The sequence below is a fragment of the Asprobacillus argus genome (assembly GCF_032248395.1).
Taxonomy (GTDB): domain Bacteria; phylum Bacteroidota; class Bacteroidia; order Flavobacteriales; family Flavobacteriaceae; genus Polaribacter; species Polaribacter argus.
This window is the reverse complement of record NZ_JAVTTO010000003.1, coordinates 112,530-138,492: the sequence shown is the minus strand read 5'-3', so window position 1 is coordinate 138,492 and position 25,963 is coordinate 112,530. Positions and strand designations below refer to the sequence as shown.

Below are 25,963 nucleotides of genomic sequence, written 5' to 3'. Positions count from 1 at the left end.
TATGATTACCGGAAAAAACCATATAGGAAATCGAACATCGGCAGAAGGTGCAGTTACTTTCAAAACTTTTAATCCAATATTAAATGGTGAGAATGATCACATTTATACAGAAGCGTCGAATGATGAGGTGAACCATGCAGTCGAATTAGCAACGACCGCATTTAAGAAATTTAGAAGCATCTCTGGAACAGAAAAAGCAGCTTTTTTAAATGCCATTGCAGATGAGATTCTGGCTTTAGACGATACACTAGTTCAAGTCTATTGCTCTGAAACAGGGTTGCCAGAAGGTAGAGCTAGAGGAGAACGAGGTAGAACAGTTGGTCAATTGCGATCTTTTGCAACATTAGTTGAACAAGGATCATGGATAGAAGCAACCATAGATACAGCTATACCGGACAGAAAGCCAATGCCTAGATCTGATATTCGCAAGATGTTAGTTCCATTAGGTCCAGTAGTTGTTTTTGGAGCTAGTAATTTCCCACTTGCATACTCAACGGCTGGAGGCGATACTGCAGCAGCTTTTGCAGCAGGGTGTCCGGTTATTGTGAAATCTCACCCTATGCATGCAGGTACTGGAGAGTTGGTTTCGCAGGCCATTATAAAAGCTGCCGAAAGAACGGGAATGCCAAACGGAGTTTTTTCGAACTTGAATAGTAGTGGTATTGAAATAGGGCAAAAATTGGTAATGCATCCTGGAGTAAAGGCTGTCGGATTTACGGGAAGTATTAGAGGTGGAAGAGCTTTGTACGATATGGCAGCTCAAAGAGAAGAACCGATACCTGTGTTTGCCGAAATGGGAAGTATCAATCCGGTAGTAATATTGCCAGAAGCACTAGAAAAAAGAGGTGATAGTTTAGCGAAAACCTATGCGGGATCCATTACATTAGGGACAGGTCAGTTTTGTACAAACCCAGGATTATTATTAGGAATAAAAGGAGATGCTTTGACTAATTTCACCCAAGAGTTAGGAAAAGAGATCTTACAAATTGAGCCCTCTGTAATGTTACACCCTAATATCATTGGAGCTTATGAGCACAATAAAAACAAGGCACTTTCTCAGGCAAATATTAATGTGGTAGCCAAGTATGATGATGAGGTAAAAACAAATTTTGCAAGACAAGTTGTTACCACTGTTAAAGGAAAGACTTTCTTAGAGAACCCTACACTACATCATGAGGTGTTTGGACCATTTTCTTTGGTAGTACAATGTGAAAATGCAGCACAATTAGAAGAAATTATCTCAAGTTTAGAAGGACAATTAACAGGAACTGTCATTTCAGAGAATGACGAAGCTGAAAACTATCCAAATATTATTGCTGCGTTGCAAAATAGAGTAGGGAGAATCATTTTTAATGGAGTCCCAACTGGTGTTGAGGTATGCCCATCCATGGTGCATGGAGGACCATATCCGTCTTCCACAGATAGTAGATTTACTGCGGTTGGAATTCATTCTATTAAACGTTGGGTACGACCATTTAGTTATCAGGATTGGCCGAATGAACTGTTACCGGATGAGTTAAAGAATGAAAATCCATTAGCTATAAATAGAACCATCAATGGAGAGTTAAGTCGCAAGAATATTTAAAAATAGATACCATGAACTACTTAAAAAATGTAATACTATTTCTGATTTGTATAATGATCATCAGCTGTGGTCAGAAAGAACAAAGTAGTTCATCAAAGGAACTAGCTAATTTGATTGATAGTTATCAAGATCATAAAGGATATGATGAAGAGTCATATCCTTTAGGTCTTTTTACACGAGACTATTACAAAGCCGAAGCCGAGTTCGCGACATCTGTGTTAGAAGAACTTGCTGAAATAGATACGGAAGCCCTTAAAGAAACGGAAAGAATCTCCGCGAAACTTTTAAAATTTGTATTAGAGGATAAAGTTGAATTTTACAAATTCGAGAGATTTTTGAACCCGTTACTTTCTGATGCAGGTTTCCATAGTAATTTGAACTATCAGGTAAGACCTTTGTCTAGTTATGAAGCCGTTAAGGATTATTTGAATACGCTTAACGCGATTCCCGATTTTGTCGACCAACATTTTGTTAATTTGAGAGAAGGACTCAAAAAAGGGGTTTCTCAACCCAAAGTTATTTTTAAAGGATATGAATCCACCTATAACGATCATATCGTGGAAGAGTATCAAAAGAGCTTTTTTTATAGCCCATTTAAAACTTTGCCGGAAAGCTTGTCGCAGGCTCAAAAAGACTCTGTTTTACGTGAGGCCAAAACAGCTATTGAAAAGAATGTAGTTTCTCAATTCAAGAAGATTAAAACCTTTTTTGAGACAGAATATCTACCAGCAACTAGAACTACATTAGGTGTTTCAGAAACTCCAAATGGAAAAGAGTATTACCAAAATAGAATCAACTTTTATACAACGAGTACTACATATACGGCAGAAGATATTCATCAGATAGGGTTGAAAGAAGTGGCTCGAATAAAAGCAGAAATGCGAAAGATCATCAAGGAAGTAAACTTTAAAGGAAGTTTTGCTGACTTTCTAAAATTTTTGAGAACGGATAAACAATTTTATGCAAAAACTCCCAAAGAGTTATTGATGATCGCTCGAGACATGTCTAAAAGAGCGGATGCTCAATTACCAAGATTCTTCAAAACATTACCACGCAAACCGTATGGTGTAGCTCCAGTGCCCGATGCGATTGCTCCAAAGTATACTGGTGGACGCTATATTGGGACCTCTAAAAATAGTACGAATCCTGGATATTATTGGGTAAATACATATGATCTTCCAAGTAGGACTTTGTATACATTGCCATCATTAACTGTTCATGAAGCCGTACCTGGACATCACCTGCAAGGATCTTTAAACAATGAATTAGGAGATAGCATACCTCAATTCAGACGTAATTTGTATCTATCTGCTTATGGTGAAGGTTGGGGATTGTATTCAGAATTTTTAGCAGACGAAATGGGAATGTATACTACGCCTTACGAGCATTTTGGGAAATTTACGTATGAAATGTGGCGTGCTTGTCGACTTGTGGTAGATACTGGAATACATGCGAAGGGATGGACCCGTCAGCAGGTTGTGGACTTTATGAGTTCTAATACCGCTTTGTCTTTACACGAGATCAATACAGAAACGGATAGGTATATCTCATGGCCAGGTCAAGCGCTGTCTTATAAAATTGGAGAGTTGAAGATTAGAGAATTGAGGAAAAGAGCAAAAGAGAAGTTAGGAAGTTCATTCGATATACGAGAATTTCATGAAGTTATTTTGGGCCAAGGAACGGTTACCTTAGCAATTCTTGAATCTAGAATAAATAATTATATAGCAAAGAAATTAGATGAGTAGAAAAACCTTTGAATGTGTAGATGGACATACCTGTGGGAATCCAGTAAGAGTGGTTAAAACTGGCCACCCAAACTTGATAGGTGATACGATGAGTGAAAAAAGACAACACTTTATCAAAGAGTATGACTGGATTAGAACTGGATTAATGTTCGAACCTAGAGGACATGATATGATGAGTGGTTCCTTTTTATACCCTCCACACAATCCTGAGAATGATTTTGCTATTTTATTTATTGAAACTTCGGGAGCATTGCCTATGTGCGGACACGGCACTATCGGAACCATTACCATTGCTATTCAAGAAGGATTGCTCAAACCCAAAGTTCCTGGGAAGATTCGTATGGAAGCGCCAGCAGGGTTAGTAGAAATTGAATACCAACAGACCGCAGAAAAGGTAGATTGGGTAAAACTGACCAATGTGAAAAGTTATTTAGCGGCTCAAGGATTGACTATTGATTGCCCAGAGTTAGGAGAGTTGAACTTCGATGTTGCTTATGGCGGAAATTTCTATGCTATTTTTGATCCACAAGAAAACTTTTCAGGAATCCAAGATATTTCAGCTAGTAAGATCGTTCAATATTCTCAAGTGGTTAGAGAGAGCATTAAAGAAAAATATCCTGATCAATTTATTCATCCTGAAGATCAAAGTATTCGTAATGTCACGCATTTACTATGGACTGGCGATACGATAGATCCAAACTCTTCAGGTAGAAATGCTGTTTTTTATGGCGAAAAAGCAATAGACAGATCTCCTTGTGGCACTGGAACGTCAGCGCGATTAGCGCAGTTGCATGCCAAAGGAAAGCTACAAAAAGGTGAAGACTATATCCACGAAAGTTTTATTGGAAGTACATTTATTGGCTGCGTAGAAGAGGAAACAACGTTAGGAGGTTTTCCTGCAATCATACCAAGTGTCAAAGGTTGGGCAAAGGTATATGGATACAATACAATTATTATTGATGAAGAAGACGATCCCTACGCACATGGTTTCCATGTGATCTAAAAGAACTAAATTAAAACAAATACATATGAAATTTGTAAAACCACTACTCATCGCGTTAGGAATATTGACGATCATATCATGTTCCGACACCAAGAACGAAATCTCGAAAAAAGAATACGAAAGTGCTGTGAGCTTTATGTATACGAACTATAATAATAAAACAGCGTTCAATTTATTTACAGATGTGTATTGGTTTAATGATGATTCAGGCATTTGGTTTGTTGATCATAGCTCACAAGGGAAAACTTATAGAACAGTTAACTTTAAAGATGGTGAGGTAAAGGACCTTTTTGATGCGACTAAATTGGCAAAAAGTCTTGCTAAGTATACAGAAAAGGAAGTTGACAGTAATAGGCTGTCACTATCCGAAATTCAACGAACGGAAAATGGAATAGCCTTCAAATGGGATAGCAAAGAGTTTGAACTGAATCTGCAAACGTATCAACTTACAGAAAAAGCTAAAGAAAAGAAAGCATCGAATAATCCATATGAGAGTACCTCTCCAGATGGTAAATGGGTAGCATATACAAAAAACTATAATCTCTTTATCAAATCAACCAAAACCAAAAGAGTATACCAATTAAGTAAGAACGGGAAAAGAGGCTATGAATATGCTTCATGGTATGGTTGGTATGACAAAATGGAAGGAGAAAATGGTGAACGCCCTAAGCGTTTCTATGTTAATTGGTCCAAAGATTCCAAATGGATAGCTACCAGTGTAGTCGATACCAGGAATGCTGAAAAAATGTATCTGTTAGATTGGAGTATTGATTCTCTGTATAAACCCAAACTGCTTTCATACTATCGCGGATCTCCAGGAGACACCACTATGGTGCATTTAACTCCGGTGTTCTTTAACGTTCAAACGAAAAGGGAGGTAAAAACAAAACTACCTACAGCTACGCATATCAATAGTGTGAACGCGAATTGGTCGGAAACATCGGGCGTGGCATTCGCCAGTTATGCAGAAAGAGGATATCTCAAGCAGTACGTAAAAGAGGTAGACTTGAATAAAAGAACGGAGCGGACTTTAATTGAAGAGACCAGCGACACCGGGATAGATAATTTTGATTTTAGACCACTGGAAAAAAAAGGTAAGATCATCTTCTTATCAGAGCGAAGTGGATGGCGTCAGATGTATATCTTAGATATAAAAACAGGTCAGATAAAGCCATTGACTGAAGGGAGTTATTACGTCAATTCGATTCAATATATAGATGAAGAGAATGAAACAGTCTATTTTTTAGCCTCGGGAAAAGAGACAGAAAACAACCTATATCATCAACAATTGTATAAGGTGAACTTCGGTGGAGAAGTTACACTGTTGACCCCAGAAAAGACGCATCATATTATTAACTTTTCAAAAAATGGAGCTTATTTTGTAGATAACTATTCTACTATTCAAATTCCCACAAAAACAGTATTGCGAGAAGCGGCAACAGGAACGATTGTAGCTGAGCTCACTCAAGCTGATATTTCAGATGCGACATCAAGAGGTTACAAAGTCCCAGAAGTTTTCAGTACCACTGCCAAAGATGGAAAGACTACTATATACGGCGCATATTGGAAGCCTACAAATTTCGATGCAAGTAAGTCGTATCCAATAATAGATGCTACTTATACAGGACCTCATACGCAGCGTTTTCCAAAGTCTTTTGGAGGTGTTTTTAGTAATCAATCGTTAGCAGAATTAGGTTTTATTGTTGTCAGAGTGGATGGATTAGGCACCTCTGGGAGATCGAAGGAATTTCACGATCATTCTTATAAGAATATGGGAAACAACTTAGAAGATCATGTATTAGCGATAAAATACTTGGCAAAAGAACATTCCTGGATCGATGGGGATCGTGTAGGAATTTACGGACATTCGGCTGGTGGATTTGATACAGGAAGAGCTTTACTGACATTCCCTAATTTTTATAAGGTTGGAGTGGCCAGCTCAGCGGATCATGATTTTAGAATGGAAAAAGCTTGGTGGCCCGAAATGTATCAAGGGTGGCCAGTAGATGAAACTTATGAAGAAGTGTCGAATATTACGAATGCGAAAAATCTAAAAGGGAAATTATTGATCACGCATGGAGGTTTAGATGACAATGTAAACCCATCGGCTACATTTAAGTTAGCAGAAGCTTTGATCAAAGCAGATAAAGATTTTGACCTATTGATTTTACCAAGTCAACGACATGGTTATCAGGGAGATCATCGATTATATTTTATTAAGAAACGATGGAACTACTTTGTAAAAAATTTACGAGGTACAGAACCCATCTGGAATTTCGAATGGGAATAACAACGTGACCTAATGAAACATTGCGTAATTATTGGAGGAGGTATTATAGGATTGAGTACCGCATACTACCTTCAGAAAGAAGGATATAAAGTAACTATTATAGATAAGTCCAATTTTTCTGGTGGAGCTTCCTATGTAAATGCGGGGTATATTACACCCAGCCATATTATTTCTTTGGCCGCTCCAGGAATCATAACCAAAGGATTAAAATGGATGTTAGATTCGACGAGTCCATTTTATGTAAAACCCCGCTTGGATCCTGATTTTTTAAAATGGGGGTGGGCCTTTAAAAGATCTGCCAATAAAAGGAAAATGGAGCAATCTATTCCGATCATTAAGGACATCAATGTGTTCAGTAGAGAACTATATAAGGAAATGAAAGATTCTGGAGATTTTGATTTTCACTATGAACATAAAGGCCTATTAATGGCCTATAAAGATGAAAAAGTAGGTGAAGAAGAATGGGAAGTTGGTCAAAAAGCAATTGCATTAGGGCTGAAGGTAGAGCACCTTACTAAAAAACAGGTTGATGAGCTGCAACCAAAAGCTAATTTAGATGTTAAAGGGGGCGTTTATTTTCATTCAGATGCGCATATGACACCAGATGATTTTATGAAGGATATGTTGGCGTATTTGAAGTCTAGAGGCATAGAAATCATTGCTGAAGAGGAGGTGAGAGATATTACCCTAACAAAGAATACTATTTCAAAAGTGATTACTGATAAACAAGAGATCCATGCTGATGAGGTAATCATGGCAGCAGGTAGTTGGACCTCATTGCTAAGCAAAAAATTAGGAATTAAAATGTTATTGCAGGCAGGTAAAGGATACCGGATTAATGTGGCTCGAGAAACGAATATTACACTACCCACCATTTTATGTGAAGCTAAAGTGGCGGTCACTCCCATGAGCGGATTTACCCGTTTTGCAGGAACTATGGAGATTGGAGGCATTAATCATAAGATCAATCCAGTGCGTGTAAATGCAATCGCAAATGCGGGAGAAAGTTATTTTTCGGGTTTAAAAATCACTCAAGAAGAAAAGGCAGACGCACAATGCGGATTGCGTCCACTAACACCTGATGGATTGCCGTATATAGGTCGTTCTTCCAACTGTAAAAACCTGACGATTGCCACGGGCCATGCCATGATGGGGTGGAGTATGGGACCAGTCACAGGGAAATTAATAACTGAAATTATTTCGGAACAAAAATCTTCTCTAGATCTAACCCCGTACCATCCTGATAGAAAATTTTAATTCATGTCACCTCGAGCGGAGTTGAGAGATCGTTTAAGTCAAATCAGAAAGATTTCTCGACTACGCTCGAAATGACATACAGTTGGAAAGGAAAGAGCGATTATTTTTCAACGGCCTGCCAAACTACTTTGGTAATCATCCATTTATCATCATGCTTTACCATTAGTAAATAATCAATGCCCCAGTACACGGTTAATTTTACACAAGCTATTTTATCTTGAGCATCCAGGATTTCAATCTTTTTTACAGCACCTTTCGGAGCTGCATATTGCGGATTTTTGGCAACATCACGTGAAAAGTTAAGTGCTTTTTCATAGGTCATAATATGTTCCTTATACCCTTTACTTCTGCGTCCATAGCCTATTTTGGATAGGTCTTTATGAATACTTCTTTTAATTTTAGTGGTGTCTCCCACATAAAATCCTTCAATATAATCTAGAGCGGCTCTTTCTATTTTGGTTTTGTCTTGACCATATGAATACATGTAAAAGCAAAACAGCAATAAAAATGTTAAAATTGATTTCTTCATTACTTATTTAATTTGGTTCATTTTGAAACTGCATTTAGATATTCTTAATAGGAGTCCAGTTCCCCTTTAAAGGTAAAAAATAAAACATGCTTGAATGGGTGCCGAAGATATATTAACATCATCTTAACTATCTGGTGAGCAAGTTTTTGACAGGGTTTAGGTAAGGCATGTATAAAGATATGTAGGCCAGGTTTAATTATTTTCGATGAGCTTTTTAGCATCTCGCATCGATCTAGCCGTCATTTTTTCCAGAATAAGATATATGGGTTTTGAAAATAACCAGTACATCAACCGATGTCTAAAAACAAGTGTGTTGGTTTGTACCCACTCCGTATGACCGTCGAACTCATGGTATTTCCATGATCCACCTCCTCCTTTAAATAACCATGACCTTGTTTCTGTGAGTTTTAAACTTGTTTTTATAGGTTTCCTACAAAGTTTATACGTTAGGTCCGTAAGGATGCCACCAAGCATTTTTAATCGGAGCACTTTTTGAGGTCTCTTTTGTTGCAATTCACACTTGGTTACCGTGCGATCCCAGACACTTCTTAAGGAAGGGTCTTGCGTAAAGTTCCAGACCGTTTCTCTATCCGCGTTAATTCGTATGGTATCCTTTATGGTAATTGAAAAATTCATTTAATTATGGTAAAACAGACTTGTTTAAGTAGTATCGCTGATAAATATAAAAAAACGTATCTAAAGTAACCTTAGATACGTTTTGTATATTTTTAAAAGAATACTATTTATTCTCTACAACTACACGTATGTTTAGTAAAGCTCATGGTGTTTACATTGAATGGTACCCCTTGATTATATTTTCCATTTTCCCAGTAGAACTTACTACGCTTTTTATCATAATTTCCTATTTCATTCATGGTAGAAATATCATATAAACGCCCATTTACCATGGTATGTGTAACTGAGTTGGTATTTTGAATATTCTCTAAAGGATTCTTATCCAGCACGATCAAATCGGCTAATTTTCCTTCTACTAAAGAGCCTAACTCATCTCCAATACCGATATATTCAGCTCCATTAATAGTGGCTGCTTTTAAGGCTTCCAAATTACTCATACCCCCTTGTTGCAACATCCAAAGTTCCCAGTGTGCTCCTAATCCTTGCAACTGACCATGCGCTCCTAAGTTCGCTTTAACGCCTAATTTGGACAATTCTGTTACTGTTCTTGATGTAAGCATGTGTCCGTTGTGATATTCTTTTTCAGGAATCATAATTCGGTGACGTGATCTGCCATCTACCACATGTCTTGGTGTATATTTCAATAAGGTTTTATTTTCCCAGACATTACTGTTTTGATAGAAGAACATTTCTCCGTTCATACCACCATAATTTACTATTAATGTTGGGGTATACCCAACCTTGCTATTACTCCATAGTGATTTAATATCCTTATAAACAGGGTTCACCGGAATATTATGTTCGATGCCTGTGTGTCCATCAAAGATCATGCTCATATTATGATAGAAAGTAGAACCTCCTTCGGGAACGACATTTACACCCAATTCTCTGGCTGCCTGCATTACTTGTTGACGCTGTTCTCTTCTGGGTTGATTGTAACTCTTTACAGATTTAGCACCAAAAGCTTTTGTCCTTTCAATAGCAAAACGAGCATCATCAAGGTTATTGATCACCGCTTTAAAATCGCCTTCTGCACCATATAAAATGAATCCTGTAGAAAACAATCTTGGCCCAACCGTGCTACCGCTACGCTGTAATTCTTCCAATGTAAATGCAGCTTGGGTATGTACCGATGGATCATGAGAAGTAGTAACTCCAAAAGCTAAATTTGCATAGAATTGCCAATGCTTTTGGGTGCTTAACCCATTTCTGAATGCTCCTACATGTGCATGTACATCAACAATACCAGGCATAATGGTTTTCCCTTTCATGTCATATGTTTTAGCATCGGTAGGAACCGTTACAGCATTAGATGGTCCAATTTTTTCTATTTTATTTTGGTAAACAATGATAGTTCCGTTTTCAATAACTTTATCTCCGTCCATTGTGATTAAACGAGCGTTGGTAAATGCAACACGTCCATCTGGAACATCTGTTTTTACTTCCAAACCGATTTTAATTCCCTTAACGTCATCCGAACTTAGGTTGGTTTTTGAAAATGGATTATTGGTGTTATTATCAATTTTCTTGGTAAAGTATTCATCACCTAGGGTCCAATGCACTTTGTCATTCGATCCTGCCCAGTGAATACTAATCCCAGCTTTTTTAGATAAACTTTCCACTTTAAACGATTTTGTGTTTGCATCGACATTTAGCTCTTTTCCGTTTACCACAAATGGTGCGATATATACTTTGTGTAAATGAATTAAGGCTACCCACTTGTTATCTGGACTGGGAACAATTCTGTTTGCCAGCTTCGATTTAAAGTGACTTTTTTCATCTTTTCCGTTTAAATTCACACTTTTCAATCGTTTTGTTAGGCTCCCAAAGAAAGTGCCACCCGTTTGAAAAAATACACGGGTTCCATCAGCGGAGAACATTGGGTGTTGACCCGTTTCTGAAATACGTTTCGGATATGCGCCATTTCGATTCATAGTATAAATTCCAGTTTCTTTGGTAAAGTCAAATCCTTGATCCCCATTTCCACCTTCTTTTCGGTAGGCGATCTTACTACCCGAACCATCATAGACAGGAGTTCTGTAGATTCCTTTTTTCTTAGTTAGTTTTGTCAAACCACTTCCATTAACATTCACTTTATAGATAGCGCCTAAGTTTTCATCATTCCAGGTTACAAAAAGAATGGTTTTTCCATCTGATGAAAAACTAGGATCTGCTTCAAAATCTGTTAAGTTAGTTACTCGTTTTGGTGTTCCGTTAGGTAAGCTTTTTGTATAAATATGCCCTAAAGAAGTAAACACTAATAGCTTTCCATCTGGAGATGTTTTAGCATCCTTGATCATTTTTGAAGTAAAGGTGTCTTCGAAAACTTTGCGTTTTACACGGTGCGTTTCTGCCAGTTTAATATCTGCATTGATCTCAAAAGGAATATTCTTTGCTAACTTAGAATCGATGTTTACCGTGTGGATTTTCCCGCCACTCCAAAACACGATATCTTTATTGTTGGGCATCCAATTAAAATGAGGGTAGACACCAAAAATAGCCCATGCCTCTTGTTGGTCTTTATCCAAATCAAAGTAGATTGGAGTTTCTTCACCGGTTGCTAGATCATGTATATACAAAACACTTTTTTCGCGAACTCTTTTTATAAAAGCAAGCAACGTACCATCTCTTGACACAACAGGTCTTGCTGCACCTCCCGGTCCTCCAGTGATTGTTTTGGTCTTTCCAGTGGTAAAATCATATCTTTTGATCACATAGATCTGTTTGTTTGGGTCTTTATTATACTGAAAGAACCCTCCAGGATACATGTCCTCCGCATAGTAGAGATATTTTCCATCGGGAGATATAGATGGGTCATTTACATCTTGTTGATTGTTCTTACGCTTGGTCAATTTTAAACCACCTTTTCCTTGCAACGGATATTGCCACATTTCTCCAGCACCCAAAGATCTTTGAGACGTAAAATGTTTTCTTGCAATAATAGATTTACCATCAGCAGCCCATACCGAGTTGTTGAGCAATCGAAACTTCTCCTGAGTAATAGATTTAGCATTTTTCCCATCTGCGGTCATAATCCAAATATTATCCCCACCCTCGGCATCACTCGTAAAAGAAATGTATTTTCCATCGGGACTAAATTTAGGTTGCACTTCATAAGCCAATCCGGTTCTTAGAGCAGTTGCTTTTCCGCCTGTAATTGGCATAGAATATATATCACCAAGTATGTCAAAGACAATAGTTTTTCCATCCGGACTAACATCTAGGTTCATCCAGGTTCCTTCATCCGTTTGTAGGTTGAACGTTTTATATTTCCAATCTTGATGAGGATTGTTGACATCCCATTTCTTCTTGTCTTTTTTTTGAGAGAATCCGTTAAATGAAAAAGAAAAAAGGAGTGCAAATAAAAGAAGTATGCGCTTCATGATAAATTTGTTTTTAAAAAGAACATAAATATAAGTGTTTAATTTTATTCGGCTTTATTTGTACATTCGTATAAATCAAAAAAAAGAGCATGATCATTCAAGGTAACATCGTAGACATTGCAAATAAGCATATTTTTAAAGGTGAGGTAGTATTTGAAAACGGAAAAATTACGAATATCCGTGCTTCAGATCATACTATAGAAAACTATATTTTGCCAGGATTTGTAGACGCACATATTCATATTGAAAGCTCTATGTTAGTGCCTTCTGAGTTCGCAAAGATAGCGGTGACCCACGGAACAATTGCTACCGTTTCCGATCCTCATGAAATTGCGAACGTTTTAGGAGTAGCTGGAGTAGATTTTATGATCGAGAATGGAAAAAAGGTTCCTTTAAAGTTCAACTTTGGAGCCCCGTCTTGTGTGCCTGCAACCTCTTTTGAAAGTGCAGGTGCCGTTATAGATTCTGAAGATATTCGTAAAATGATGGCGAATCCTGAAATTAAATACCTGGCGGAAATGATGAATTATCCAGGTGTTTTATTTGATGATGAAGAGGTGATGAAAAAGATAGCCTGGGCAAAACAGTACCACAAACCGATTGATGGACATGCTCCTGGAGTGAGAGGAGCTGATATTACAAAATATATAGCAGCAGGAATCACTACAGATCATGAGTGTTTTACTTACGAAGAAGCCTTAGAAAAGTTGCAAAAAGGGATGAAGGTCATTATACGAGAAGGAAGTGCTGCCAAAAATTTCGAAGCATTAATTGACCTGCTGCCTGAACATTATGAGCATATGATGTTCTGTTCAGATGACAAACATCCAGATGACTTGTTATTAAATCACATTAATGAATTATGTAAACGAGCTGTGGCAAAGGGAGTGGATGTATTTAAAGTATTGCAGGCCGCCTGTATTAACCCTGTAAAACACTATAATCTAGATGTAGGAACCTTAAAGGAAGGTGATATGGCAGATATGATTGTGGTTAATAACTTAGAGGAATTTAAAGTTTTGCAAACCTATATTGATGGCACGCTGGTGGCTGAAAATGGAACCTCTTTTGTGCAGCATGTAGATTTTGAAGTATTGAATAACTTCAATACTTCACCGAAGAACATTAGTGATTTTGAATTTAATTCTGCTTCAGAAAAGATTCGTGTTATTGAAGCACTAGATGGTGAATTAGTCACGAATGAAATAGCGGCAAAAAGTATGACAAAAGATGGAAATCTAATTTCTAATCCTGCTGAAGATGTTCTTAAAATGACCGTTGTAAATAGATATCATAATTCAGAGCCTTCCATAGCTTTTATCAAGAATTTCGGATTGAAGCAAGGAGCTATTGCTAGTTCTGTGGGACATGATTCTCATAACATTATTGCTGTGGGAGTTTCGGATGAAATGATCTGCAAAGCAGTAAATTTAATCATTGAAAATAAAGGAGGTGTTTGTGCTGTAAACGATAGAGAACAAGAGATTGTTTCACTCCCCGTTGCTGGTATTATGAGCGACAAACCAGCCGAAGAAATAGGAAAAGCATACGCTGCGTTGGATAAAATGGCTAAAACTATGGGAAGTACCTTAAGAGCACCTTATATGACTTTATCTTTTATGGCACTGTTAGTTATTCCATCACTGAAATTGAGTGATAAAGGACTTTTTGATGGAAGTACTTTTAAATTTACTTCTTTAGAAATAAAATAGATTATCTATTAGTAAACAAGCTAATCTCGTCGTTTTCATCATATAGTTTGACATATTTCTGAAAACGAAACCCGAGTTTTTTCAATAGTCGATGTGAGTTCTCATTATCTTTATTCGCTATTGCCAGAATGGTTTTTAACTTCAATTCTTCACTCGCATAAAATAAAAGTGCTTGCGTGCTTTCGAAGGCATATCCTTTTTTTCGTCCTTCTGGTAAAAAGGCAAAACCTACATCTACATGTGTTAATTCTTTTCGGTCTACAAAACCTGATATTCCTAAAGGCGTATCGGTACTCTTATCGGCAACCTTATAGAATCCGAAGCCCCAATTTTCGTAGCTGGGAATTAATCGTTCCATTAAATAATTTTCGGCATCTTGAAGCGTGTGGATATTTCGATCTCCAATAAATCGTTTCCACTCTTTATCATTCATTAAGTTAAAAATGAATGAAGCGTCATCGGCAGTTAATTCGGTAATTAACAGACGTCTGGTTTCTAAGATCATAACAATGGAGTTGGTTGATTAAAAATAATGGAATTTTGGAGAAATTCAAGTATTCTCACTGATAGATTTTATTTTTATTTTTTTCATAATGAAATGGGCGAATTATTCATTTCTTTTTAACGGTTTATTCTGTGCTTATCTATACATTTATTCGCTTAAAGTCTTGGTATTATGAACTACCCAAAAAAAGTAACTATAGGCGATATCACCGTAAGAGATGGATATCAGCATGAAGAAAAATTTATACCCACTGAAGCAAAGGTTTGGATGATAGAAAACTTATTGCTGGCAGGTTTTAAAAATTTGGAGGTTACCAACTTTGGAAACCCTAAAGGAATGCCTCAGTTTTTAGATGCTGATGAAGTATTTAAAAAAGTACGAAACTCAAAAAGGATTTCCCATTTATTACCAGAAGCATGTCTAACTGCAGTTACGATTAGAGAAAAATCGGTAGAGAGAGCAATTCAAGCCAAGTTAGATGGTTATGGACCAGATAGAATTTTATTGATGGTGTCTACGAGCGAATCTCATCATCGTAAAAATTCTGGATTGTCCCTAAAGGAATACTGGAAAATGGCAGAAGAGGAAATAAAAAAGGCACATAATGCTGGAATGAAAGTGAACGGAACTGTAAGTACCATTTGGGGATGCCCGATTGAGGGTCCAACAGATTTAGATAAAGCTGTAGAATATACACAGCGTTGGTTTGATATCGGAGCGGATGATGTAGAACATGCAGATCATGATGGTTCTGCTTCTCCAGACAGAGTATACCGCTATTATTCGATGCTTCAGGAAAAGGTGGGCATGACCGATAAACAAATAGTGCATTTTCATACCACCAGAGGCTGGGGGCTTGCCAATGTTTTGGCAGCATTGCAGGCAGGGATGACACATTATGAATCTACTATGGGCGGAATAGGAGGTCAGCCTGCAAATTTTGTGGATGGTGTTCCAGTAGCAGGAACCGGATCTTATTATTATAAAGACCCTAATTTGGTTGGATTAGTATCTACTGAAGATCTAGTAGTGATGTTAGACGAGATGGGAATTGAAACGAATCTAGATGTAGATAAAGTACTGGAGATTGGTGAAATGAATGAGCGGATTGTAGGAAGAAGGTTACGATCAGAAGCTATCAAAAATGGACGAATTCCTAAATCTTTAACTGGGAGATAATTTGTCGCTTCTTAGAATAGCTGTATCATTGCACATCAAAATTACCTAGAATGAGTTTACTTCAAGACTTACAAAATAGAAGTGGAAATCAATGTGAATTATGTGCTTCAACTAAAGAACTATTTATTTATGAGGTGCCTCCAGTTTCTACTGGTGGTGTAGATGGAAGTATACTCGCATGTGCAACATGTACAAATCAAATTGAAAATTCCGAGACCACCGACGCCAATCATTGGCGCTGCTTAAATGAGGCTATGTGGAGTGAATTTAGAGCGGTAAAGGTGATTGCCTGGAGAATGTTATCTAGATTAAAAGCTGAAGGTTGGCCTCAGGACTTGTTGGATATGCTATATCTTGAAGATGCAGATTTACGTTTTGCGGAAGCCACAGGAGAAGGTTTGGATGAAAGTGAAAAGATCATTCATAGAGATGTAAACGGAACCATTTTGCAAGCTGGAGATTCTGTAGTTTTGATCAAAGATCTAAAAGTAAAGGGATCCAGTATGGTTGCAAAACAAGGAACAGCAGTTCGTAGAATTTCATTGGACCATGACAATGCCAAGTATATTGAAGGTAAAGTAGGAGCAACCCAAATAGTGATTATTACGGACTACGTTAAAAAGATATAACTACAATAATTTTTGTTGCTTTTCAAAGAAAGAATCGGCCTGTAATTGCATCAACTCGTTTGCTTTTTGGCGTTTGTGATTATATAACTCCTCATCTTCTTTTAGATCCGTATACACTTTACTGCTAACAGCTACATCGGTCTGCAGCATTTCTTCACGTTGATGTACCTTTTGCGCCACCCAAGTTTTAATTGCGGTCTCCTCATCTTCCAATTTGAAATCGTATTCTCCTTTAGGAGAAATCACTTTAGCAAAAATTGGAGACGTTTCTATGGCTAGAAATAATAGGAATATAAAAAATGAGGGCAGCCATGGGAGTTTCCCCAAAGCATTAATTCTAGCCATAAAACCGTCAAAGTTTGATATAATGGGTTGTGTGGTTAGTTCGGCTTGCTTCTGATCGGCTTGCAATTGCCCTATTGCCGCTTCATTGTTTTGTATTTTAACAGCATTCTCTTGTTTTAGTTGACTTAGTTCGAGAAGTGCAGCATCATGTTTGTCTCTTTTTTCCTTATATACAGGTCCTTTGCCAAGAAGTAAGGTTCCTTTTCTACCTTCTGCCTCGGCAATATATGTTTCATAAAGGTCATTTACTTCTTGTTCTTTTGCTGTAATCTCTCCTTTAAGTGCGGTAATTCCGTTATTGAGTGCTGCTATCTCGGGCTCAAATTGTTTCGCGATTTGTTCCTTGTTGTCCAAGGTCATTTGATTCTTTTCAGTCAGCAATACTTGATTGATCTCCTTCTCAAAAATTTTAAGTTCCAACGGTTTCGAAATAACCAATGCAATGATCATTGCTAATAAAATTCTAGGAGAAGCTTGCGCTAATTCTTTCCATTTAGAATCACTTTTTTTAATAGTAGAAACAATATATCGATCTAAATTAAAGATCAATAACCCCCAAACGATGCCAAAGAATATTGCCGTGTATGCATTATCAAAAACGGTGTATAAAGCATAGCTAGCCGCCAGCATTGCCATAACCGCGGTAAAGAAAACAGTAGCACCTATACCGGCATATTTGTTTTGCTCACCATTAGAGCAATCATTAATAATGTTTTGATCGACACCGGAACATAGAAGGAAAAATTTTTTCAGCACAAGAAAAGGTTTTAAGGATTGGTTATAAGGCTATAACGTGCTTGTAGATAATTTGTTACTTAACAAAAAGTTAAAAACACTATCTCACTGTGATGGAGATAGTGTTTTTTGTAAAAACTGAGAAAAACTAAATTATAATACTCCCCTAGAACGGTATCTAACTTAGAATTAGTATTTGGGAGATGTTAAATTTCTAAAAATTAGTCAGTAATGTATAATGTAGCGTGTCCACTTTTATCTTTTACAGTATTGATTTTTAATGTTTTAGCTTTTCTTTTTTGATCTTTTGCTAAAATTTTTCCAGCTTTTTTAAGCGAAATTTTCTTGCCGTTATAAAAGCATGTAATTTTCTTATCATACTTCCCTTTAGGAAGGTTTAAAATTTCTATGTTAGAAAGCGAATTGAGTTTATCAATCGTAGTTTCCTCCTGAATTTCAATAACTTCTGGAGATTCTTCGCGCTCTTCTTCATGCTCCTCTTCAACTTCAGGACTTTCTAACAGATCTACTACCTCTTCTCTTTCTGATTCGTGTACCGGAGTTTCTTCTATTATTTCGATCAATTCTTCATGTTCATCATGCTCTTTTTCAGACTCCTTCTCTTTGTGCTCTTTGTGCTTCTTCCCTTTTTTCGCTTTTTTGGGTTTCGGCGGAAGTTCTTCTACTATGATTTTTTCTGCTTTCCCTCCTTTTTTTATCACTTCAATCTTGACAGGTTTCGGTGGAATTTCTCGAACCTTTATTTTCTTCCCTTTTTTTGTTCTATCTATTACCTCGATCTTTACAGGTTTTGGAAGCTTTCCGATTTTTTTTTGTACTTCCTTTACGTTAATTTTTTCTGGTGGCGGCGGAGGTGGGGGTATCACATCCTTCACGTTTTTTACCGTAGCTTTTTGTTTTTTAGACATTAAACTATATAAATAGCGCAGCCTTTGATAATCTTTCTTTTTGAATATTTGCTTAGAAAGTGCTTTGTTCACTAGAGTATTGTACTCTTTCATTTGCTTATCCGTAGCCCTTTTAATTTTGGCTACTTCCACAACTTCCGGTTTTTTCTTTTTAGTTTGCGCTTCAACACGATCCGCAAATAAAAATACTAAACCAGCTAAAATGGGTATTAAGGCTAACTTCTTTACTAAGATAGCTGCCCTTGAATTGGGTGTTTTCATCATTAATAATCTTTTTTTTGTGAGTGAATAATTCAAATTACTGGCCAAGTAATATTCGTTTTTCCAAGCAGCTTTGTTTAATAGCAAAGACTGATACTCGGTTATATTGTGATGTGCAGAAATGACCTTGTCATCTGCTAAAAATTCATGATTGAGTTGTACTGCTTTTTTCAGTACAAAGAACAAAGGGTTAAACCAAAACAAGATCTGCAATACTTCAATAATAAGTACATCAATGGTATGTCTTTGTGTTACGTGTGCTAGTTCATGCGTAAAGAGCTCTTCTTCAATCTCACCTTTTTTGTATTCATCGCTATTGATAAAAATATAATTCCAAAAGGTATGAGGTAAGATCTCATCTTGAACAGGAACGAACTTGGCAAATTTACTTTTGACCACTGTATTTGTTCTAATTTTATGAATAATATGATATAGATTTTTTATAAAACGTATCAAGAATATAGATGATACGAAAACATAGGTGATAAGTATTATATTTTGAATGGTAACATATTGATCAAAGAAACTAAGTTCCTTAGCAACCGTACTTTTAACAAATTCAACGGGTACAGCAACACGTTGAGTTGCTTCTACATAAATGATAATACTAGGAGCAATAAATGAGAATAATACGCTACCTAGCAGATAAAAACGATTGAATCGATGCATCTTTTCACGTTCTAAAAAAAAGTGATAGAACGCCAATAAAAGCGCCAAACATAGTCCCGATTTTAGCAGATATATGATCATTTTTTGTTGTGCTTTATCTGTTCATCTATAATTTTGCGAAGGGCTTCTAGTTCTTCATTGCTGAGATCAGTTTCAGAAGTAAAAAACGACGCAAATTGAGAAGCCGAATTGTTGAAAAAATTCTTAATTAGCCCATTCACATGCTTCGAGAAGTAATCTGATTTTTTGACCAAGGGAAAGTATTCTCTAGATTTTCCAATAGTCTTGTAATTGATGAATTCTTTTTGAGTCATTCTCTTTAACAAGGTTGCAACAGTTGTAGTTGCTGGCTTGGGCTCAGGAAAATCTTCCAAGAGATCTTTCATAAAAGCTTTATTTCGCTTCCATAAATATTGCATGAGTTGTTCTTCGGCTTTTGATAATTGCATGGTCTTTCTAATTTTATGCTCTACAAATATAGAATAAAATATTTTAATTCTACAAATGTAGAGTTAAAAAAATGTTAAGCGCTGTTTTCTTATCTTTGACAGCATCAAAAATCGATCCTAATGTCAAAAAGAGTATTGTATATCCTGATAGTAGTTGTAATAGCTTCTTGTAGCAAGAAAGTTTTTAAAGAAAAATGGACCCAAAAGAAGGCTCCAGAAACCTTTAAGGCGCGATTTGAAACCACACAGGGCAACTTCGATATTGAAGCTAAAAGAGCATGGTCTCCACAAGGAGTTGATCGTTTGTATCAGCTTATAACGAATGGTTTTTATACGGATATAGCTATTTTTAGAGTAGTACCTAATTTTGTGGCGCAATTTGGAATTCACAATGATTCATTAGTGAACAAAGGATGGAATGCGGTAAAAGTAAATGATGAACCGGTATTGCAGAAGAATGATAAAATGACGATTGCTTTTGCAAGAGGGGGAGTAAAAACAAGAGGTACTCAGATTTTTATCAACCTAAAAGATAATCACCGCCTAGATACGTTGGCTTATGCTGGAGTAACTGGCTTTCCTGTAATTGCAAAAGTGACAGTTGGATCCGAAAACGTACTTAAGTTTTATGATAAACATGGTGATAAGCTAGGACGGAAACAAGACTCTATTCAAGCACGAGGAAATGCTTTCCTGAGAAAGAACTACCCAGAAATAGATTATATCAAAAAAGCATATATCATTAAATAAAAAGAGCCGCGAGTGCGGCTCTTTTTATTTAGATAACTCTGTAAAATATTTATAGAAATAGGGTATAGTTTCAATGCCTTTTAGATAGTTGAAAATTCCAAAGTGCTCGTTCGGAGAATGAATGGCATCGCTATCTAATCCGAATCCCATTAAAATAGTTTTACTTTTTAATTCATCTTCAAATAAAGAAACAATAGGGATACTTCCACCACTTCTTTGCGGAATTGGGGTCTTTCCAAATGTTTGTTCATAGGCTTTACTCGCTGCTTGATAGCCTAAACTATCAATAGGAGTTACATACCCCTGGCCTCCATGGTGTGGATTCACTTTTACACTAACTGATTTTGGAGCAATATTTTCGAAGTGTTTTGTGAATAGTTCGGTGATCTCTTCCCAATCCTGATTTGGTACCAGTCGCATGGATATTTTGGCATATGCCTTCGAGGCAATCACTGTTTTTGCTCCTTCACCGATATAACCACCCCAGATTCCATTGACGTCTAAGGTAGGTCTGATTGAATTTCTCTCGTTAGTAGTATACCCTTTTTCTCCATAGACATCATTAATGTCTAATGCACTTTTATAAGCATCTAAAGAAAATGGCGCTTTTCCCATTTCGGCACGTTCTTCGGTGGAAAGTTCTTCAACTTTATCATAAAATCCTGGAATGGTAATATGATTGTTCTCATCATGTAGCGAAGCGACCATCTTCGTTAGGATATTTATAGGATTGGCTACAGCACCACCATATAATCCGGAATGCAAATCTCTATTGGGTCCAGTTACTTCAACTTCAACATAACTCAACCCACGTAATCCAGTAGTAATGGAAGGAATATCATTGGCGATCATTCCCGTATCGGAAATAAGAATCACATCGTTTGATAGTTTCTCTTGATTTCTTTTCACGAACCAACCCAAACTTTCAGAACCTATTTCCTCTTCACCTTCGATCATGAATTTCACATTACAAGGAAGATTTCCTGTATTGGTCATATATTCCAACGCTTTTACATGCATATACATTTGCCCTTTATCATCGCAAGCTCCACGGGCAAAAATAGCACCTTCAGGATGCAGTTCTGTATTTTTGATCACAGGTTCAAAAGGCGGAGAATCCCAAAGATCTAATGGGTCTGGCGGCTGCACATCGTAATGACCATATACCAACACTGTCGGTAACGATGGGTCAATCATTTTTTCGCCATATACAATAGGATAACCTGGCGTTTCACAGATTTCTACATGATCGCAACCTGCTTTTTCCAAACTTTCTTTTACGGCATTCGCTGTACTTAAAACATCTTGATTAAAGGCAGAGTCTGCGCTTACAGAAGGAATTTTTAGGAGCTCGACAAGTTCATTGATGAAACGGTCTTTATGCTCCTGGATGTAATTTTTTATGTCGGACATAGATAATTTTTATAGATTCTCAAAAATAGTAAAAATCAGAAGAAAGCGCTTTGCGAATTCAGATGAATGCTTATATTTGCAGTCCGAAATCATAAATTTGATTTTGGTTAGTTGCAGGCGTGGTGGAATTGGTAGACACGCTAGACTTAGGATCTAGTGCCGCAAGGTGTGAGAGTTCGAGTCTCTCCGCCTGTACAACTTAAAAAGCCTTCTGAAAATTCAGAAGGCTTTTTGCTTTAGTGCTATTTAATCACAAAAGAGTCAATTAACTCAGATACTTTACTTTCTGTAAAGTTGAAGTCTTTTGAAAATAGATAACGATATAATGGTTTACCGTCTACTTTTTTCTCAAGTTGGAGGTTTTGTGCGTTGTTAAATACTTCATCCCATTTAGTTCTAATAATAGTCCAATTGGATGCGTTTTTTTTCCACCAATCTTGTGCCGCTTTACATTTAGAATCTGCTACTTTTTTATACGTGTTATACCCTTTTTCCTGGGCTAAGATTATATCTTGTTTCCCTTTCTGACGTATTACTTTATTGTTATCCTGATCATGAACCCATCCTTCGTTGGTTATAACATGTTTATTGGTTCGTACGGTAACATTGTAGTCATTCCTTTTAGTGTATTCTCTTCTAGGCAATGGAGCATCAGTCGCATTTTCCCAGTAACTTTTCCCATCTGCGTGAATCCATGTAGCGGTTCCTTCATATCGAGGACTATCGTCTACCTGATATACTTTTTGGGTCCATTGTTTTCTAACGGCAGACTTTGGGAGCTTTTTATAATTCCAGACATTATTACCATTGAACATATAGAAATCGGTATTCTCATAGAGCCAATCTTGTCTCCAGTGTTTAATAACTGTTCTCTTGCTTGACGGACCGACTATAAGTAGATGCTGCATCACAATTTTGTTTTTCTCATCAGCTACCAGTTGCACCCATTCTAAAGCCTTGTCATGCTTGATTTTGGAAGGCTTGTAGTCTGGATCTTTAGAATATTGGAATGTTTCGGCAAAGTTGAATCCTACCTCGTAACAACCACACATGCTTTTTATAGCTTTTTGATCCTTTACCTTTTTTCGTTGTGAATTTGCTTGAAATGAAGTGATTAGCGTAATCACGATTAATACTGTTAGACGTTTCATTTTTTTACTATTTAAAAATTATTAAATTTATTTAGATTGAATAAAAATAAGATATATATTTGCTGCAAATATAATGTAGAATGATTCTAAATAAAAAACATTTCAGCGTATTTCTTTTCACATTTTCGACAATGATTGCTTTAGGACAGCAGAAACGCAGAGATTCGACGAAAGTTGAACGACTTGACGAAGTAGTGGTGACAGCAACAAGAACATTAAGGCAATTATCTTCATTACCTATGCCCGTACTGTTGGTATCCAAGGTAGATATACTACGATCTAACTCGTTACGCCTCTCGGATATTCTAAACGAACAAACTGGGTTGATTACTGTTCCTGATTTCGGTGGAGGTGAAGGAATTCAGTTGCAAGGATTAGATTCTCAGTATACATTAATCCTGATCGATGGGGTTCCTTTAATAGGACGTTCTGCGGGAACATTAGATCTAAGTAGGATTACTGTTGGAAACATAAAGCAGATAGAAATTGTAAAAGGAGCCTCTTCTAGCTTGTATGGAAGCGAGGCTTTAGGAGGTGTTGTTAATATCATAACGGATACGCCAAAATACGGTTTCAGAGGAGAAACTAATTTAAGGAGCGGATCTTTTGGAACGAACGATCTCAGCGTTTCCGCAAGCCATAAAAAGGATAAGTTTGGCATCAATCTTTTTGTAAATAGGTTCAGTAGCGAAGGGTATGATCTTACCAACAGCACCGTTACTAATACAGTAGACCCTTTCTCCAATTACACCTTTGACACCAAAGTAACCTATGACTTTTCTGAGAAGTTGTCATTGCTTTTTTCTGGAAGATATTACACCCAAAATCAAGACAATGTGGTTCAAAACACCAACACCTTAGAAATTTATAAAGGAGAAAGTGACATTAATGAATGGAATACCAGAATAAAAGCTGTGTATAAGCACAACGATAAATGGCAGAGCCTTATAGAGCTATACGGGAGTCAATACAAAGCAGAAGAGTTTTTAAATAGGGTAGATGGCTCTTTATTTAGCGATAGCTTTTTCGATCAGAAAATGTATAAACCTGAATTTAGATCTACCATGGTGGTGGAAGAAAACGAACTAATGGTAGGTTTAGGAACTACATACGAGGCGTTAGATAGAACCTATTTTTCCACCACTCCTATTTTCAATGCCCCGTATTTGTTTGCTCAATACGATATGAATCCGACTAAAAAACTGAATATCATTGTCGGAGCCAGATATGATAATCATAATCAATATCAGTCACAGTTCAACCCCAAGTTGGCAGTTAACTACAAGATCGATGAGAGGATCTCAATAAAAGGATCTGTAGGAAGAGGCTTTAAGGCTCCTGATTTTCGTCAGTTGTATTTCGATTTTACGAATTCCACCGTCGGTTATACGGTACTGGGATATAATGTGGCTAGTACAAGATTACAGGAACTGGCAAACAACGGTGAGTTACCAGCAAGTACGGTTGCCAATTTACCATCTATATTGGCGCAATTTACTAATGAACTGAAGGCTGAAAGTTCTTTAGGGTATAATATAGGTGCTACTATAAAACCGATTTCGAATCTTGATTTTAGTGTAAACCTATTCAGGAACGACGTAACCAACTTAATCGATACGCAGGTGATAGCACCAAAAGTTAGTGGTCAAAATGTATTCAGTTATGTGAACAGAAACAAGGTCTTTACACAAGGATTAGAGTTTAACTCAACGTACAAACCAAGCGATCGATTAAAACTAGCAGTTGGGTACCAATTGTTATATGCTAAGGATAAAGAAGCTATCCAAAAGTTTAAGGAAGGTGGTGTTAACGTAGGAACCACATTACAACTTACAGAAGATCAATATTTCGGACTATTCAATAGATCGAAACATATGGCAAATATCAAAGTGTTCTATGCAATTCCGAAATGGAATTTGGATGCTAACATAAGAGCTACCTACAGAAGCAAATATGGGTTGTTTGACACGAATGGAAATGAGTACCTGGACACACTGGATAGCTTTGTAGAAGGCTATGCAATTATAGATGTAGCAGTAAACAAAACACTTTTTAAAAACTATCAGTTCAGCCTTGGTTCGGATAACCTGCTCGGATTTACCAACACTCAGGTAACCAATATCCCTGGGAGAATTATATACGGAAAACTTAATATTCAATTTTAATACTTAAATAAACTATAATGAAAACAGTAAAATTTATAATAGCGGTTGCAATTTCAACTTTTATACTATCATGTGATGATAACGATCCAATAGTGCTGGAACAAATTCAGTCGGAAACGGTTTCTAATTTACACGCACCTCAAAGCGGAGGTCAGGGGCAACCAGTTTCAGGGGCTTTTACCAAGTTCGATTTTGAAACAGGTCAAACAACTACCAGTGATACGGATTGGGATATTGCCTTTAGAGGAACGAGCATCATTGTTAATGGAGGCGTTTCTTTAGGTACTGCGGATGAACCAGCTAGAACAGGAGGAGCGGCTATCTATCTCACTACTGGAGGGTTAGCAGCTGTTGCTGAAGTAAATGACGCATCTTTTGTTCAAGATAGTGCTACAGGATATGCCATTCCTTCTGGAGGTGGAAACGGATGGTATGCATATGCTGGACCACCAACACACTTAATAACGCCAATAGCAGGGACTGTAATTGTTGTAAAAACTTCGGAAGGGAAGTATGCAAAGGTAGAAATCGTGAGCTACTATAAAGATGCACCAGCTGCGCCAAATGCTTTTACAGATGAAAGTAGGTACTTTACATTCAACTACGTATATCAACCTAATGCAGGAGTTACAACTTTTTAAAG

Annotated in this window: 20 protein-coding genes and 1 tRNA gene; 12 read left to right on the top strand and 9 right to left on the bottom strand. The window is 37.0% G+C overall.

Annotated elements, in window-relative coordinates:
- Position 1 precedes the first annotated feature (1 nt).
- From RQM59_RS08065 to RQM59_RS08045, 5 genes are read left to right on the top strand one after another with little or no spacing between them, the layout of a single operon-like run.
- Positions 2–1,585, top strand: coding sequence for an aldehyde dehydrogenase (NADP(+)) (locus RQM59_RS08065; protein ID WP_349241590.1), 1,584 nt, complete (start codon positions 2–4; stop codon positions 1,583–1,585).
- A gap of 11 nt (positions 1,586–1,596) precedes the next feature.
- Positions 1,597–3,330, top strand: a complete 1,734-nt coding sequence (locus RQM59_RS08060; protein ID WP_349241589.1) for a DUF885 domain-containing protein — start codon at positions 1,597–1,599, stop codon at positions 3,328–3,330.
- Complete coding sequence (locus tag RQM59_RS08055; protein WP_349241588.1) at positions 3,323–4,333, top strand: 4-hydroxyproline epimerase; 1,011 nt, start codon at positions 3,323–3,325, stop codon at positions 4,331–4,333. Before RQM59_RS08060 ends, RQM59_RS08055 begins: the two co-directional genes overlap by 8 nt.
- Before the next feature lie 25 nt (positions 4,334–4,358).
- Positions 4,359–6,623, top strand: a complete 2,265-nt coding sequence (locus RQM59_RS08050) for a S9 family peptidase (RefSeq protein WP_349241587.1) — start codon at positions 4,359–4,361, stop codon at positions 6,621–6,623.
- A gap of 12 nt (positions 6,624–6,635) precedes the next feature.
- A complete protein-coding gene (locus RQM59_RS08045) occupies positions 6,636–7,880 on the top strand; it encodes an NAD(P)/FAD-dependent oxidoreductase (RefSeq protein WP_349241586.1) in 1,245 nt (414 codons plus the stop codon).
- Positions 7,881–7,980: 100 nt separating this feature from the next.
- Here the strand turns inward: RQM59_RS08045 and RQM59_RS08040 are convergent, their stop codons facing one another.
- The 3 genes from RQM59_RS08040 to RQM59_RS08030 form a co-directional block, all read right to left on the bottom strand.
- Positions 7,981–8,409 (bottom strand): nuclear transport factor 2 family protein, encoded by a 429-nt coding sequence (locus RQM59_RS08040; RefSeq protein ID WP_349241585.1) that lies wholly within the window; start codon positions 8,407–8,409, stop codon positions 7,981–7,983.
- Positions 8,410–8,601: 192 nt separating this feature from the next.
- Positions 8,602–9,045, bottom strand: coding sequence for an SRPBCC family protein (locus RQM59_RS08035; RefSeq protein WP_349241584.1), 444 nt, complete (start codon positions 9,043–9,045; stop codon positions 8,602–8,604).
- A 107-nt stretch (positions 9,046–9,152) separates the two neighbouring features.
- Positions 9,153–12,428 carry an amidohydrolase family protein gene (locus tag RQM59_RS08030; protein WP_349241583.1) on the bottom strand — a complete coding sequence of 1,092 codons (3,276 nt, stop codon included), beginning with the start codon at positions 12,426–12,428 and terminating at the stop codon, positions 9,153–9,155.
- Between the two features lie 89 nt (positions 12,429–12,517).
- Between RQM59_RS08030 and ade the strand changes: the two genes are divergently transcribed.
- Positions 12,518–14,140 carry an adenine deaminase gene (ade, locus tag RQM59_RS08025; protein WP_349241582.1) on the top strand — a complete coding sequence of 541 codons (1,623 nt, stop codon included), beginning with the start codon at positions 12,518–12,520 and terminating at the stop codon, positions 14,138–14,140.
- A gap of 1 nt (position 14,141) precedes the next feature.
- On the opposite strand, the gene RQM59_RS08020 is transcribed toward ade, so the two are convergent.
- Positions 14,142–14,645, bottom strand: a complete 504-nt coding sequence (locus RQM59_RS08020; protein WP_349241581.1) for a GNAT family N-acetyltransferase — start codon at positions 14,643–14,645, stop codon at positions 14,142–14,144.
- Between the two features lie 171 nt (positions 14,646–14,816).
- Here RQM59_RS08020 and RQM59_RS08015 point away from each other — a divergent pair, with 171 nt between their 5' ends.
- Positions 14,817–15,824, top strand: a complete 1,008-nt coding sequence (locus tag RQM59_RS08015; RefSeq protein ID WP_349241580.1) for a beta/alpha barrel domain-containing protein — start codon at positions 14,817–14,819, stop codon at positions 15,822–15,824.
- 50 nt (positions 15,825–15,874) lie between these two features.
- Positions 15,875–16,453 carry a PhnA domain-containing protein gene (locus RQM59_RS08010; protein ID WP_349241579.1) on the top strand — a complete coding sequence of 193 codons (579 nt, stop codon included), beginning with the start codon at positions 15,875–15,877 and terminating at the stop codon, positions 16,451–16,453.
- Here the strand turns inward: RQM59_RS08010 and RQM59_RS08005 are convergent, their stop codons facing one another.
- The 3 genes from RQM59_RS08005 to RQM59_RS07995 form a co-directional block, all read right to left on the bottom strand.
- Entirely contained in the window at positions 16,454–17,554 is a 1,101-nt protein-coding gene (locus RQM59_RS08005) for a DUF4407 domain-containing protein (RefSeq protein ID WP_349241578.1), read from the bottom strand.
- 200 nt (positions 17,555–17,754) lie between these two features.
- Positions 17,755–19,473, bottom strand: a complete 1,719-nt coding sequence (locus tag RQM59_RS08000) for a M56 family metallopeptidase (RefSeq protein ID WP_349241577.1) — start codon at positions 19,471–19,473, stop codon at positions 17,755–17,757.
- On the bottom strand, positions 19,470–19,841 hold the full coding sequence (locus RQM59_RS07995; protein WP_349241576.1) for a BlaI/MecI/CopY family transcriptional regulator: 372 nt from the start codon (positions 19,839–19,841) through the stop codon (positions 19,470–19,472). The genes RQM59_RS08000 and RQM59_RS07995 overlap by 4 nt, the downstream gene beginning before the upstream one ends.
- 120 nt (positions 19,842–19,961) lie before the next feature.
- On the opposite strand from RQM59_RS07995, the gene RQM59_RS07990 reads away from it, so the two are divergent.
- Positions 19,962–20,591: a peptidylprolyl isomerase gene (locus RQM59_RS07990; RefSeq protein ID WP_349241575.1), complete on the top strand. Its 630-nt coding sequence runs from the start codon at positions 19,962–19,964 to the stop codon at positions 20,589–20,591.
- A gap of 24 nt (positions 20,592–20,615) precedes the next feature.
- Here RQM59_RS07990 and RQM59_RS07985 read toward each other — a convergent pair whose 3' ends face one another.
- Positions 20,616–22,004, bottom strand: coding sequence for a dipeptidase (locus RQM59_RS07985; protein WP_349241574.1), 1,389 nt, complete (start codon positions 22,002–22,004; stop codon positions 20,616–20,618).
- A gap of 113 nt (positions 22,005–22,117) precedes the next feature.
- On the opposite strand from RQM59_RS07985, the gene RQM59_RS07980 reads away from it, so the two are divergent.
- A tRNA-Leu gene (locus RQM59_RS07980) sits at positions 22,118–22,199 on the top strand.
- Between the two features lie 47 nt (positions 22,200–22,246).
- Here the strand turns inward: RQM59_RS07980 and RQM59_RS07975 are convergent.
- Positions 22,247–23,155 (bottom strand): DUF6607 family protein, encoded by a 909-nt coding sequence (locus RQM59_RS07975; RefSeq protein WP_349241573.1) that lies wholly within the window; start codon positions 23,153–23,155, stop codon positions 22,247–22,249.
- A gap of 80 nt (positions 23,156–23,235) precedes the next feature.
- On the opposite strand from RQM59_RS07975, the gene RQM59_RS07970 reads away from it, so the two are divergent.
- Together RQM59_RS07970 and RQM59_RS07965 are read left to right on the top strand one after the other, a co-directional pair.
- The gene (locus tag RQM59_RS07970; protein WP_349241572.1) at positions 23,236–25,320 is read left to right on the top strand and encodes a TonB-dependent receptor plug domain-containing protein; all 2,085 of its coding nucleotides are present in this window, start codon (positions 23,236–23,238) and stop codon (positions 25,318–25,320) included.
- A 17-nt stretch (positions 25,321–25,337) separates the two neighbouring features.
- On the top strand, positions 25,338–25,961 hold the full coding sequence (locus tag RQM59_RS07965; protein ID WP_349241571.1) for an HmuY family protein: 624 nt from the start codon (positions 25,338–25,340) through the stop codon (positions 25,959–25,961).
- Positions 25,962–25,963: the final 2 nt, after the last annotated feature.